Annotated in this window: 6 protein-coding genes and 1 pseudogene; all 7 read right to left on the bottom strand. The window is 69.5% G+C overall.

The window, feature by feature from the left end:
• Positions 1-179: 179 nt before the first annotated feature.
• The 7 genes and pseudogenes from pulA to IE264_RS04105 all read right to left on the bottom strand — a co-directional run bounded on the left by pulA (position 180) and on the right by IE264_RS04105 (position 13,818).
• A complete protein-coding gene (pulA, locus tag IE264_RS04135) occupies positions 180-5,507 on the bottom strand; it encodes a pullulanase-type alpha-1,6-glucosidase (protein ID WP_032752956.1) in 5,328 nt (1,775 codons plus the stop codon).
• Positions 5,508-5,592: 85 nt separating this feature from the next.
• Entirely contained in the window at positions 5,593-7,329 is a 1,737-nt protein-coding gene (locus tag IE264_RS04130) for a carbohydrate-binding module family 20 domain-containing protein (protein WP_032752957.1), read from the bottom strand.
• Positions 7,330-7,788: 459 nt separating this feature from the next.
• Positions 7,789-8,855 (bottom strand): annotated as a pseudogene (locus IE264_RS04125) (LacI family DNA-binding transcriptional regulator).
• The gene (locus IE264_RS04120; RefSeq protein WP_015608131.1) at positions 8,840-10,516 is read right to left on the bottom strand and encodes a glycoside hydrolase family 13 protein; all 1,677 of its coding nucleotides are present in this window, start codon (positions 10,514-10,516) and stop codon (positions 8,840-8,842) included. Before IE264_RS04120 ends, IE264_RS04125 begins: the two are co-directional and overlap by 16 nt.
• Positions 10,517-10,626: 110 nt before the next feature.
• Positions 10,627-11,511, bottom strand: coding sequence for a sugar ABC transporter permease (locus tag IE264_RS04115; protein WP_032752958.1), 885 nt, complete (start codon positions 11,509-11,511; stop codon positions 10,627-10,629).
• Entirely contained in the window at positions 11,508-12,527 is a 1,020-nt protein-coding gene (locus IE264_RS04110) for a carbohydrate ABC transporter permease (protein WP_015608133.1), read from the bottom strand. The genes IE264_RS04115 and IE264_RS04110 overlap by 4 nt, the downstream gene beginning before the upstream one ends.
• 19 nt (positions 12,528-12,546) lie before the next feature.
• Positions 12,547-13,818: an extracellular solute-binding protein gene (locus IE264_RS04105; protein ID WP_015608134.1), complete on the bottom strand. Its 1,272-nt coding sequence runs from the start codon at positions 13,816-13,818 to the stop codon at positions 12,547-12,549.
• Positions 13,819-14,079: the final 261 nt, after the last annotated feature.

Here is a 14,079-nt window from a genome sequence, read left to right as displayed (position 1 = left end):
GGCTAAGGGCGCCGGTGAGCCGACCGCCCCGGGCGGAACTCCTGCCGCACGAACCGGGCCGGTCCCGCTCCCCCTCGCCGAGGAATCCTCGACGGGGGAAGCGGGACCGGCCGGGTGGACCAGGACGGCTTTCGCGGCTCCTTCGCCGACGTCTGCCGTCACCGTAGTGCCGCTCGGAGTCAGCGCAGGACGAAGACCGCCACCGTGCGTCCCGGTACGGTGAAACTGGCTGATTTCGCGTCGTACCTGGCTCGTTTGACCGTAAGATCCGCACCCTTGGCCTGGACCGGGTGCAGGGCGTACGTCTTCCCCGCCGGGGCGGTGAGCCGCTGGGTGGCGGTGTCGGGGCCGGCGTTGAGGACGACGGCGAGCTTGCCCAGGCGCATGGTGATCACGCCGGGGGTCTCGGCCGGTCCGGAGAGCGGGAAGGACAGGGCCGACTGGACCTGCCCGGCGGTGGAGAGGGAGAACTCCTTCTCGGTCGTACGGATGGTGAGCAGGTCGCGGTAGGCGGCCGAGGCCCCGTCGATCTGGGCGCACTGGGGGGCGATCGTGGCGGAGGCCGTCAGCAGCGGCTTCGCGTACGACCACTTGTCCTGGTTGTCGGCGGCGGGCGGCAGGCCCCGGCCGAAGCCGTTGCCGTCGCGGCAGTCCCAGTGCAGGGCGTTGAACCAGTCGCCGCTGTCGTAGGAGTTGCGGTCCAGGGACTTGGAGCGCAGCAGGTCGGTGCCCGCCTGGGAGAGCGAGGGCCCCTGGGAGAGGACGGAGGCGCCCATCGCGACCACCTGGGCCCTGGCCCGCTCGGCGGCACTCGTCCCCGCCGGGAGCTTGAAGGCGAGGGCGTCGAAGAGCGTCTCGTTGTCGTGGGCGTCGGAGTAGGCCAGCGCGTCGCCGGGGGCCGCCGCGTATCCGGCGGGCGCCCCGTTGTAGTCGACGTCCGAGCCCTTGACCGTACGCCCGGAGGTGTCGGTGAAGGTGTAGCCGGCGAGGTTGCCGGTGAGACCGACCTTGATCAGGTCCTGGTAGTGCAGCAGCCGGGCCTTCTGCTCGGCGCGGGTGCCGTTGGCCGGGGAGGAGTTGGGGTCGGTGTAGAGGCCGGTGGCGAAGCCCTGGACACCGGGGTCCTCGTCGAAGGGGCCGCCGCCGCGGACGGCGTCACGGGCCCGGTCGGAGAAGGTCGCGATGCCGGTGCCGGCCATGTTCTTCTGGGTGGCCTGGACGAAACGGGCGTCGTCGGCGATCTCGCCGAAGTTCCAGCCCTCGCCGTACAGGATGATCTTCTTCCCGTCGACGCCGTCCTTGGCGAGCGTGAGCCCGTCGAGCGCCTTGCGGACCGCGAGGACGTTCTCCTTGGGGTGGTGGCCCATCAGGTCGAAGCGGAAGCCGTCGACCTTGTACTCCTTCGCCCAGGTGACGATCGAGTCGACGACGAGCTTGCCCATCATGGTGTTCTCGGGCGCGGTGTTGGCGCAGCAGGTGGAGGTGGCGACGGTGCCGTCCTCCAGGAGCCGCTGGTAGTAGCCGGGCACGATCTTGTCGAGCACCGACTTGTCGTCCTGGCCGGAGGCGACGGTGTGGTTGTAGACGACGTCCATGACGGTCCTCAGCCCGGCCTGGTTGAGGCCCTGGACCATCTGCCGGAACTCGACCGTGCGCTTCGTGCCGTCCGGGTCGGAGGCGTACGAGCCCTCGGGGACGGTGTAGTGCAGCGGGTCGTAGCCCCAGTTGAAGCCGTCCTTGGCGGCGGCCTCGGAGACGCAGGCCTGCTGCTCCTCGGAGTCGGGGGCGTAGACGGAGAGGTCGCAGGCGGGCTTCTGCTGGTCCTTCTTCTTCTCCGGGATGGTCCCGATGTCGAAGACGGGCAGCAGGTGGACGTAGCTGGTGCCGGAGTCCGCGAGCTTCTTCAGGTGCCGCATGCCCTTGGACCGGGTGTCGGTGAAGGCCAGGTACTCACCCGGGTGGGCCGACGTGCGGTCCGTGATGGAGAAGTCCCGGACGTGCAGCTCCTGGATCTGGGCGTCCCGCAGCGGGGTCGCGGCGGGCTTCTTCAGGCCGGACCAGCCGCGCGGTGCCAGCTTCGGGTCGGTGAGGTCGACGACGAGGCTGCGGGCGGAGTCGGCGGTCAGGGCGGTGGAGTAGGGGTCGGTGACCTTGTTGGTGACCAGCTTCTGGACGGTGGGCGCCCAGACGGTGACGGCGTACCGGTAGGGCTTGCCCCGCCAGTCCTTCTTGCCGGTGACGGACCAGACGCCGGTGCGGTCGTCACGCTTCATCGGGTGCGTACGGCCGTCGAGTTCGAGGGCGACGGACGTGGCGGTCGGCGCCCACACGGAGAGCGTGGGGGTGCCGCCCCGGAAGACCGGGCCGAGGGACGCCGAGGCAGCCTTCTTCCCGTACAGGTCGTCCAGGATGCCCGCCGTCTGCACGCCGGTGGCGGCGAGCAGGGCGCCGTTGGCGGCGCGCTGGGTGGCGATGAGCTGGCCGCGCAGGGACTCCCGGACCCTGTCCCGGTCGCGGGTGTCGACGGTGAAGGCCGGATAGTCCTTCAGGTGCGGGTACTCGGCCTTCTGCGCCTCACTGAGCGCGGCCTGCGTGAGCCGCAGCCACTGGCCCTCCTCCGAGAGCGCCCCGCCGACGACGGAGATGCCGCCCTTCTTCGCGTACACGAGCTGCTGGCTGGTGGCGTCGGTCGTCTTCACCTTCCAGACGACGGTGTTCGCGTCGATCCACTGCGCCTCGGCCTTCGACAGGTCGGGGGCCGCGCCGCCGCCGGTCTGCGGGAGGAGATAGCCGGGCTTGCCCCCGAGCATCCAGACCTCGTGGCCGTACGTGGCGATGTCGAGGGACTGGTCGCTGGGGAGGTCCTTCTCGTCGCCCTTGTGCAGGATGTAGCTGAGCGAGGTGGCCCCGTCGACCAGCGGGACCTCGAAGGTGACCCCGTAGGCGTCCTTCTTCACCGGCATCAGCGGCTTGGCCCAGTCGGTGGGCTCCTTGGCGCCGGTCCAGGTGTGCAGCCCCCAGCCGTCGTAATTGCCGTCGGGGCGGTGGTAGTTGAGCACGGCCTTGCCCGTGTCCTGCGGCGGGGCCTCGGGGGCCTGGGTGGCCTGCTCGTCCTTGCCCTGCTCGATCCAGACCTGACCGGTCACCCCGAGATCGATGGTCCGCTGCGGCCCGTCCGCCGTGCCGTTCTTCTCGACGGTGTACGGGACCGAGCCCGTGCCCTCCTCCAGGTCGATCCAGGCGAACGCGCCGAACGCGTCCCGGCCGATGAACTCGGCCGTCTTCTCACCGGACTTGAGCTGCCAGCCGTCGTAGTCGCCGTCGGCACGCTTGTAGTGGACGACGGCCCGGTCGCGCTCGACGGCGACGGGCTTCTCGGACGGCGGGGCCTGGCCGGCGGTGGTCGCGGCGAGGGCACTGGAGGTGCGGCCCGCCCGGTCGACCACAACGGCCTTGTAGCGCAGGGGTGTTCCGGCCTTGACGGTCTCGTCAAGATACTGCGTGACCTTGTACGGGGCGTGGTCGGCCGAACCGAGCGTCTGCCACTTCCCGTTGCCCACCTGGGCGGCGAAGACGACCCGGTTGAGCTGACCACCGTCCACATCGGCGGTGATCTCGACGGTGCCGGTGGCTCCGGCGGCCGGGGCCTTCAGGGCGATCGTGGGCTTGGCGGCGGGCGCGCCGAGGGGCTTGTCCGCGCGCAGCACGATGCTGGAGAGGGCGGGCACGGTGACGGTGACCTTCTTGTCCGCACCGCTGCGGACCGCGCCGGAACCGCCGTAGACCGTACGGAAGTCGACCCCGGCCGACTCGGTGGTCAGCTCGACCTTCTTCGGGGTGGTGGCGTTGTTGGAGGCGACGAGGTACTCGTACGGCCGCCCGGCGTCGATGCGCGAGGTGGCGTACACCGATCCGGCCGCATCTTCGACGGCCAGCTCACTCTGGACCCCGTCCCGCAGCGCCGGGTGCTCCTTGGTGAGCTTGGCGAGGCCGGCGATGGAGCGGTAGATCGGGTGGGCGGTGTCGTACGCGTCCGAGGCGTGGGTGCGGTCGGTGCCGAGCTGGTCGTCGTCCAGGTAGTCGGCGGTCTTCGAGGCGAAGAGGGTCTGGCGGGAGTCCTTGTCGCCGCCCGCGCCGGTGAAGCCCTGCTCGTCGCCGTAGTAGATCACCGGGTTGCCCCGGCCCAGGAACATCAGCTCGTTGGCGAGCCGGGCCCGCTTCAGCAGCTCCGCGTCATCGGCCTGCGGGTTGTCCTGCTTGAGGAAGGTACCGATGCGGCCCATGTCGTGGTTGCCGAGGAAGGTGACCTGCTCGTAGGCGTTGGCCTTGTCCGTGGTGTAGCGGTAGTCGTTCCCGTACACGGAGGCGAGCCGGTCGGCCGGGGCGCCCTGGGAGGCGAACTGGCGGGCGGCCTCCTGGAAGGGGAAGTCGAGCGTCGAGTCCAGGCGGCCCCGGGTCACGTACGGCGAGGTGATCGCCGGGTCGGCGGAGTAGACCTCACCGAACATGAAGAAGTCGTCCCGGCCGCGCTTGGCGGCGTACGCGTCGAGCGCGGTGGCCCACTGGGTCCAGAAGTCCAGGTCGACGTGTTTGACGGTGTCGATGCGGAACCCGTCGATGTCGAAGTCGCGGACCCACTTCTCGTAGATCTTCTCCATGCCCTCCACGACCTCGGGACGCTCGGTCCACAGGTCGTCGAGGCCGGAGAAGTCGCCGTACTCGTTGGACTCGCCGGCCCACGTCGAGTCGCCCCGGTTGTGGTACATCGTCGGGTCGTTGAGCCAGGACGGGACCTTCTTGCCGGTGTTCGGCGTCTTCACCGGGGTGTACGGGAAGGAGTCCTCGTCCACCTTCTTGATGCCGTCCCGGTCGTCGAAGGGACGGCCGTCCTTGTCGAGGTAGGGGAAGGCGCCCTTGGGCTTGTAGCCGTAGGCCTTCTCCGCGTAGTCGACGGTGTCGGCGGTGTGGTTGGTGATGACGTCGAAGAAGACCTTCATGCCCTTGGCGTGGGCCTTGTCGATCAGCTTCTCCAGGTCGGCGTTGGTGCCGAAGTGCGGGTCGACCTGGGTGAAGTCGGTGATCCAGTAGCCGTGGTAGCCGGCCGAGGCGTCCTTGCCGGTGCCCTGGACGGGCCGGTTCTTGAAGATCGGGGCGAGCCAGATCGAGGTGGTGCCGAGGCCCTTGATGTAGTCGAGCTTCTGGGTCAGGCCCTTGAGGTCGCCGCCCTGGTAGAACCCCTTGTCGGTGGGGTCGAAGCCGGTCTCCAGGCGTGAACCGGTCAGCCCGCCGCGGTCGTTGGCGGTGGTGCCGTTGGCGAACCGGTCCGGCAGCACGAAGTAGAACTGCTCACGCGTGAGATCGTGCCGGGCCGCCTCCTTGACCAGCTTCGCGTCGGAGGGCGGGGCGGGCGGTCTGGGCGATGCGGCGGCGGTGGCCGCCGGGACGACGGGCAGCAGCGCCGCGCAGAGTGCGGCGACCACCCCTCGCCTGAGCGTGGTTCGGGACACGAGAGGGTTGCTCCTCGGCTGGTGTGGCAGGAGGGTTGGCTGTGGGCCGGAGGCAGCGCGCCTCCGGCCCACAGGGACATACGGGTCAGCTGCGCCAGACGTCGGCGGTCAGCGTGACCTTTCCGGAGGACGGGACGGTGGCGGTGCGGTTGGCGCCGCTCTCCCAGGTGACGTTGCCTTGTCCGTCCTTGCGGACGTACTTGTACGCGAACGAGGTCCCGGCGGGCAGGTTCACGTCCAGCTTCCAGACGGGGTACGTGGCCGGGTCGAGCTTCGGCGCGTTGGCCGGGTTCCAGTTGCCGAGCGCGGCCTGGTCACCGGTGACGTAGATGTTCTGGCCGGGCTGGGTGGTGGCGTTGACGCCGAAGGAGGCGCCGGACTGGCCGTTGCCCGGACCCGGGTCGGGGTTCGGGCCGCCGCCTCCGGAGCACGTACGGGCGTTCGCGTGCAGGGCCACCGCCGTACCTCCGCCGAGCGTGGCGGTGAACTGGCCGGAGCCGTTCACCGTGACGCCCCGCCCGCTCTGCACGTCGCAGTAGTCACCGGCGGGCAGCGAGGTCTGGAAGGTCCGGGTCAGCGAGGAGCCCTCGTGGTTGATGGCCACGTACGCCTTGTTTCCCCGGCCGAAGGCGATCTGGTCGCCGCCGTTGTCCCACCAGTTGGTGACGGACTGGCCGCGTGCCGCGTTGCGGAAGCCGACCATGGAGGAGACCTCGCGCCAGTCGTGCTGGCACTTCCAGCCGTCGGCGTAGCAGGCGTTCACCTGGCCGCCGCCCGGCGGTCCGGCGTCGTGGTTGCTGAACTCGTAGCCGGAGTGGACGTCCGGGGAGCCGTAGGGCCAGGCCAGCATGAAGACGTTGGCGAGGGTGTAGGCGGAGCCGTTCTTGTAGTTGAGGGTGTCGCCGCCGCGCTCGGTGTCGTGGTTGTCGACGAAGACGGCGGACTTCCCGGACTCCATGAAGCCCCAGCCCTCGCCGAAGTTCTTCAGGTTGGCGAGGTTCTCGTTGAGGAAGACCTGCTTGAGGCTGCGCCCGTACCGGAACTCCTGGACGTCACCGGAGCCGAGGTACTCGGAGGGCGAGACCGCCTCGCCCGCCCCGTAGATCGCCTCGTGCTTCCAGTAGACGTTCGGGTTGGTCAGCCGGGACTTGATGTTGGCGAGGTCGGCGGCCGGCATGTGCTTGGCCGCGTCGATCCGGAAGCCGTCGACCCCGAGGGAGAGCAGGTCGTTGAGGTAGCCGGCGATCTTGCCGCGTACGTACTCCTCGCCGGTGTCCAGGTCGGCGAGGCCGACCAGTTCACAGTTCTGGACGTTGCCGCGGTCGTTGTAGTTGGTGATCTGCGCCTGGCAGTCGTTCATGTCGTTCACGGAGTAGAGGCCCGGATAGTCGTACTTCGTGTACGACGAGCCGCCGGTGCCCGTGCCGTTGCCTGCCGACATGTGGTTGATGACGGAGTCGGCGACGACCTTGACCCCGGCCGAGTGACACGTGTTCACCATGGCGGAGAACGCGGCCCGGTCACCGAGGCGACCGGCGATCTTGTAGCTGACGGGCTGGTACGACGTCCACCACTGGCCGCCCTGGATGTGCTCCTGGGGCGGCGAGACCTGGACGTAGCCGTAGCCTGCCGGACCCAGGGTGTCCGTGCAGGCCTTGGCTATGGAGGCGAACTTCCACTCGAACAGCACGGCGGTGACGTCCTTGTCGCCCGGAGCGGCGGCCTGCGCGGGGGACGCGGTGCCGAATCCGGTGGGGATGACAAGGGCGGCAGCGGCGCCGGCCACGATGGCGAGCGCGGCAGACAGGGGTCTGCGTGCCATGTCTTTCCTCCTGCGGGTGGGGGAAACGCGGGTGACGGTGCAGCCTCAGCCGGCAACGCGCCATGCCCTCAAGGCTCCTGAAGGTTCTTGCTGCAAGAATGCAAACCTTGCTGCGGACCAGACCGTACGAGGCCGCCAGGGACTGGTCAACCCTTTGGACATCTCCCGCTCACATCGGTGAAACAGCGCCGTTTTCTTCACGATTTCTTGCTGCAAGGCCTTTCGCAAGATATTGCGGGCCTGTTACGTTTCATCCGACTCCGGTCCGGTCGGCCGAGGGTTCCGGTAGCCGCCTCGCGGTGCCCCGGACCCCACGCGCCCGGCCGGCCGGGCCGGTCACGACAAGAGAGGCACCCGGAGTCGCAGAACTCCCCGCCGGCCCTTCCTGGGCCGACTCCTGGTGCCTCTCTGTACGTGTCGCCCGGTTTCCCCCGGCCCCCCCGTTCCCGGTGTTCCCGGTCAGCCCTCCGTGCGTACCGCCGCCGTCGAGCCCCGTACCACCAGCTCCGGCTGGAAGACGTACTCGGTGCGCTGCACCGGACTCCCGCCGATCTCCTCCAGCAGCGCGCCCACCGCGGCCGCCGCCATCGCCTGCACGGGCTGGCGCACGGTGGTCAGCGGCGGGTCGGTGAACGCGATGAGCTGCGAGTCGTCGAACCCGACGACCGAGACGTCACGCGGTACGTCGAGCCCCCTCCCCCGGGCGGCGCGTACGACGCCCAGGGCCATCATGTCGCTGCCGCAGACGATGCCGGTGCACCCCGCGTCCAGCAGGGCGCCCGCCGCCACCTGGCCGCCCTCGACGCTGAACAGCGTGGAGCAGACGAGCCCTTCGGCCTCGGAGCGGTCCATGGAGAGCAGCGAGACCGCCGCCTCCACGAACCCGTCCCGCTTGCGCCGGGACGGCACGTACCGCTGGGGGCCGATGGCGAGGCCGATCCGGCGGTGGCCGAGGTCGGCGAGGTGCCCCACAGCCATCCGTACGGCAGCGTTGTCATCGGGCGAGACGAAGGCGGCGCTGATCCGCTCGTTGTAGCCGTTGATCAGGACGAACGGCACACCGCGCTCGGCGAGCGCGGCGTACCGTGCCGGGTCGGCCGAGGTGTCGGCGTGCAGCCCGGACAGGAAGACGATGCCGCCGACGCCCCGCTCCACGAGCTGTTCGACCAGCTCGTCCTCGGTGGCGCCGCCGGGGAGTTGGGTGCAGAGCACGGGGGTGTAGCCGTGCCCGGCCAGCACCTGTTCGACGGACTGCGCGAACGCCGGGAAGATCGGGTTGGTGAGTTCGGGCGTCACCAGGCCGATCAGTCCGGCGCTGCGCTGCGCTGCCGCAGCCGTACGGGCCGCTCGTAGCCCAGGATGTCGAGCGCCGCGAGCACCCGCTGACGCGTGGTGTCCGCGACGCCCTGCTTCCCGTTCAGGACCCGGCTGACCGTCGCCTCGCTGACCGCCGCCTGGCCGGCGATGTCGGAGAGCCGGGGCGCTGCCGTGGTCCTGGGTGCGGGCAGTGTCACACCGTCCACCACACCGTGGTGTCGGCGGGCAGCACGGCCTCGGCGCCGTCCACGGTGACCGGGGCGCTGGCGAGCAGCACCCGGCCGCGGGCGGCGATCCGGACCGGGGCGCCGGTGGTGTTGACCGTGCAGACGAAGCCGGGGCGGCCGAGGACGAGGACGCCTTCGGGGCCGTCCAGCCACTCGACGTCCGCGCCCGCACCGAGGCCCGGGTGCTCCCGGCGGGCGGCGATCGCGGCCCGGTACAGCTCCAGCGTGGAGCCCTCCACACCGGTCTGCGCCTCCACGGAGAGCTCGCCCCAGCCGGCGGGCTGCGGGAGCCAGCTGCCGCCCGCGCCGAAGCCGTACGACGTGCCCTCGCGGTTCCACGGGATCGGGACGCGGCAGCCGTCGCGGAAGCCGTCCTGGCCCTCGGCGCGGAAGAACGAGGGGTCCTGGCGGGCCTCGTCGGGCAGGTCGGTGACGTCGGGCAGGCCGAGCTCCTCGCCCTGGTAGACGTAGGCGGAGCCGGGCAGGGCGAGCATCAGGAGGGTGGCGGCGCGGGCCCGGCGCAGGCCGAGTTCGCGGTCGCCGGGGGTACGGATCTGGGTGCCCAGGCCCGCCGGGTTGGCGAACCGGGTGGCGTGCCGGGTGACGTCGTGGTTGGAGAGCACCCAGGTGGTGGGGGCGCCGACCGGGCGCATCGCGTCGAGCGAGATGTCGATGACCTTGCGGAGCTCGGCGGCGTCCCAGGCGGTCCCCAGGTACTGGAAGTTGAACGCCTGGTGCATCTCGTCGGGGCGCACGTAGTTGGCGGTCCGCTCGACGGTCGGGGTCCACGCCTCGGCGACGGCGATCCGCTCGCCCGGGTACTCGTCGAGGATGGTGCGCCAGCTGCGGTAGATCTCGTGCACGCCGTCCTGGTCGAAGAAGGGCATCACGTCGTTGCCGAGCAGCTTGAGCTGGTCGTGGGCGCCGAGGTCGGGCAGGCCCTCCGCCTTGACGAGGCCGTGGGCGACGTCGACCCGGAAGCCGTCGACGCCCATGTCGAGCCAGAAGCGCAGGATGGAGCGGAACTCGTCGGCGACGGCCGGGTGCTCCCAGTTGAAGTCGGGCTGCTCGGGGGCGAAGAGGTGGAGGTACCAGTCGCCGGGGGTGCCGTCCGGGTTCACCGTACGGGTCCAGGCGGGGCCGCCGAAGATGGACTCCCAGTCGTTGGGCGGGAGTTCGCCGTCGGTGCCCTTGCCGGGGCGGAAGTGGTAGCGCTCGCGCAGGGCGGAGCCGGGGCCCTCTGCCAGGGCGCGCTTGAACCACTCGTGCTGGTCGGAGGAGTGGTTGGGCACCAGGTCGACGATGATGCGCAGGCCCAGGCCGTGCGCCTCGCGGATCAGCGCGTCGGCGTCCAGCAGGGTGCCGAACATGGGGTCGATGGCCCGGTAGTCGGCGACGTCGTACCCGGCGTCGGCCTGCGGGGAGGCGTAGAAGGGGGAGAGCCACACCGCGTCGACACCGAGGTCCCGCAGGTAGGGCAGGCGGGCGGTGACGCCGGCGAGGTCGCCCATGCCGTCGCCGTTGCCGTCGGCGAAGCTCCGCGGATAGACCTGGTAGATCACCGCGTCCTGCCACCAGCCGGTGCGGTGGCCCGGGGCATCGTCGGACGTGCCGGTGGAGGGGGCAGCGAGGTGCTGGGTCATGTCGTCCCTGGGGTGTCTGGGTGGGGAGCGGCGCCGGTGACCGGGTCGGGGTTTCCGGCGCCGCCGTGACGGGTGCGGTGGTGCGTGCGGGTGCTGGGGTCCTGGCGGTGTCAGCCCTTGACGGCTCCGGCGGACATGCCGGTGACCAGGTGCTTCTGCGCGAACAGGAACACCAGGGCCGCCGGGATGGCGATGAGCACGGAGGCCGCCGTCATGGGGCCCCACTGGGCGCCGTACTGGTTGACGAACTTCTGCAGTCCGCCGGCCAGCGTCAGGTTCTCGTCACCGACCAGGAAGGCGGAGGCGTACGCCACTTCGCCCCAGGCGGTGATGAAGGAGTAGAACGCGGTGACTGCCAGGCCCGGCTTGGCCAGCGGCAGGATCAGGCGGAAGAAGGTGCCGAACGGGGTGAGGCCGTCGACCTCGCCCGACTCGTCGATCTCGCGCGGGATGGTGTCGAAGAAGCCCTTCATCATCCAGGCGCAGAACGGCACCGAGATGGTGAGGTAGGTGATGACGAGGCCGGCGGGCTGGTTGAGCAGCCCCAGGTTGGCCATGATGTTGTAGATCGGCACGATGAGGACGGCGACCGGGAACATCTGGGTGATCAGCAGCGTCCACATCAGCCCGCGCTTGCCGGGGAAGCGGAAGCGGCTGACGGCGTAGCCGGTGGTGGCGGCGACGAAGACACCGATGAGGGTGGAGAGCCCGGCGATGATCGCGGAGTTGGCGAACCAGTTGAGGAACTCGGTGTCGCGGATCAGGTTCGTGTAGTTGACGAACGTGGTCTCGCGGAAGAAGTCCGTCGTGGTCGCGAACTTGGCGGGCTTGAGCGAGGTCAGCAGGACCCACAGCACCGGGAAGACCGCGATCACCGAGGCGATGATCAGGGTGAGGTGCAGCCCGATCGAGGCCAGGGGCGAACGCTCGCCGCGGAGCCGGACCTTGGGCCCGGCGTGGCGTGCGGGTGCGGGTGCGTCGGTAACGGTGCTCACCAGTTGTCTCCCTGGGTGCGCAGGACTCGCCGGTAGATCACGGCGAAGAGCATCAGGAGTACGAGGATCAGCACGCCCCAGGTGGAGGACTGCGCGAAGTCGCGCGGGCTGATCTCGAAGGAGAACTTGTACGCCTGGGTGACGAGGATCTGGGTGGCCTCACCGGGTCCGCCGCGGGTGAGCAGGAAGATCACCGGGAACATGTTGAAGGTCCAGATGGTGGAGAGCAGGATCACCGTGGTGGAGACCGGGCGCAGTCCGGGCAGCGTGATGTGGCGGAACCGCTGCCAGGCGGTGGCCCCGTCCATCTCGGCGGCCTCGTACTGCTCCGAGGGGATGGACTGCAATCCGCCGAGCAGGGCGACCATCATGAAGGGGATGCCGAGCCAGACGTTGACGGCGATGACGGCGAACTTGGCCCAGGTCGGGTCGTTCAGCCACGGAATGCCGTCGATGCCGGCGCCGCCGAGGATCTTGTTGAGCAGGCCGCGCTCCTCGTTGTAGAGGAAGCGCCAGGCGAAGACCGAGACGAAGCCGGGGATGGCCCAGGGCAGGATGAGGGCCATGCGGTAGGCGGAGCGTCCGGCGATACGGCGGTTGAGGATGTTGGCGAGGCCCATGCCGAGCACGAAGGTGATGCTCACGCAGGAGACCGTCCACACCAGTGTCCAGCCGAGCGTGCCGAGGAACTGCGAGCCGGTCAGCGCGTCGATGTAGTTGTCCGCACCGACGAACTTGTAGGTGGCGGGCAGTTCGTTGACGCCGATGGAACGGGCGACGTTGCGCTCGTCGGCGTCGGTCATCGACAGGTAGATACCGCGCAGCAGCGGGTAGCCGATGATCACGCCGATCACGAGGACGACCGGGGCGACCATGGTCCAGGCGTACCAGTGGGTCGACAGACCGCGCCGGAACCGGCCGGGGGCCGGTGGTGGGGTGCCAGTACCGCGGCTCCGGCCGCGGGCGTCGTTCTCGCCCGCGGCCTTCACCACCGACTGGCTGGTGTGGACAGCCATCAGTCGGCCAACCTTCCTGTTACTTCCAGCCCTCGAGGAGCTTGCGGTAGGAGTCGCCGGTCGACTTGGCGGCCTTCTCCGGTGTGGTCTGGCCGGTGAGGACCTTGGTGTACTCGACGCCGAGCGGGGCGAAGAGGCTGCCGCCCTCGGGGATCCAGGGGCGCTCGACGGCGGTCTCGACGACCGGCTTGAAGAAGCCGACGATCTCGCTGTTGACGGCTTCCTTCTTGGCGTACGCGGAGGTGCGCGTCGGCAGCAGGTTCAGCTCACCGGCGGTGGTGGCCTGGGACTCCACGGACGTCATGTACTCGACGAAGGCGTAGGAGGCTTCCAGGTTCTTCGAACCGGCGTAGACGGCGAGGTTGTGACCGCCCTGCGGGGCACCGTGGGCGGTGGAGCCGGCCGGGACCGTGGCGATGCCCAGGTTGTCCTTGTCCGTGAACTCCTTGCCGGTCAGCGTGTCGGCGACGGCCCAGGGGCCGTTGATCATCATCGCGACGTCGCCGTTCTTGAACGACTGCATCATGTTCTCCCAGCCGTCCGAGGCATCCGTCTTCGCGGTGCCGTCGTCGACCAGGGCCTTGACCGCCTTGAACGCCTTGACGCCCTCGGGCTTGTCCACGGTGACGGTCTTGGACTCGGCGTCGACCAGGTCGCCGCCCTCGCCGTACAGGAAGGAGAGGAAGTAGTACGGGTCGTCGCCGCGCAGGTAGAGGCCGGTCTTGCCGGTCTTGTCCTTGATCTGCTTGGCGGCGGTCTTCAGCTCGACCAGGTTGGTGGGGGCCTCGACGCCCGCCTTCTCCAGCAGCTTCTTGTTGTAGAAGATGCCCATGGAGTCGATGACCTGCGGGACGGCGTAGGTCTTGTCCTCGAACTTGGTGGACGCGACGGCCTGCGGCAGGAAGTCGTCCTGGTTCTTCAGGGCGGCGGTGCCGTCCAGCGGGGCCAGGTAGCCGAGCGAGGCGAAGTCCGGCGTCCAGGCGACCTCGGAGCGGATCACGTCGGGGGCGGAGCTGCCGGCCTGGGCCGCGTTCTTGAACTTGTTCTGCGCGTCACCGAAGGGGACGCTGACGTACTTGACGTCGACCTTCGGGTGCTTCTTCTCGAAGCCTTCGGCCAGCTTCTTGAAGACCTTGTCCTCGCTGCCGACGTTCGAGGTGTCCCACCAGGTCACGGTGCCGGAGAGCTCGCCCGAGCTCGAACCGCCGCCGGACTTGTCGTCGCTGCCGCAGGCGGTCGCCGCGAGCGCCAGGGCCGCTACCAGGGCGGTGGCCGTTATGCCACGTCGCATCTGAACTCCTTCAACTGCCGTACCGCTCCGTCGCGGCGCCGGGTCGACGTGAACGTAACAAGGATGAAAGACCACCGAAAGACCTTGCGGAAGATTTCTGCAAGCCCTGTTGATCGTTACATTCGCGTGTCCTCAAGGTTGCCGTCAAGCCCCTTGACGAGAGCGGTGGAACCCTGGCAGGGGCAGGCCACACACGGCATATCCGCAGTGCGACGATCCGACCGCACCCCGCAAGGGAAGGCCGCAAGAGCTTGCAAGACC

Origin of the sequence: Streptomyces microflavus (genome assembly GCF_014650075.1) — a bacterium.
Lineage (GTDB): Bacteria > Actinomycetota > Actinomycetes > Streptomycetales > Streptomycetaceae > Streptomyces > Streptomyces microflavus.
Note: the sequence above shows the minus strand (reverse complement) of the source record. Positions and strands in the feature narration are given on the sequence as shown.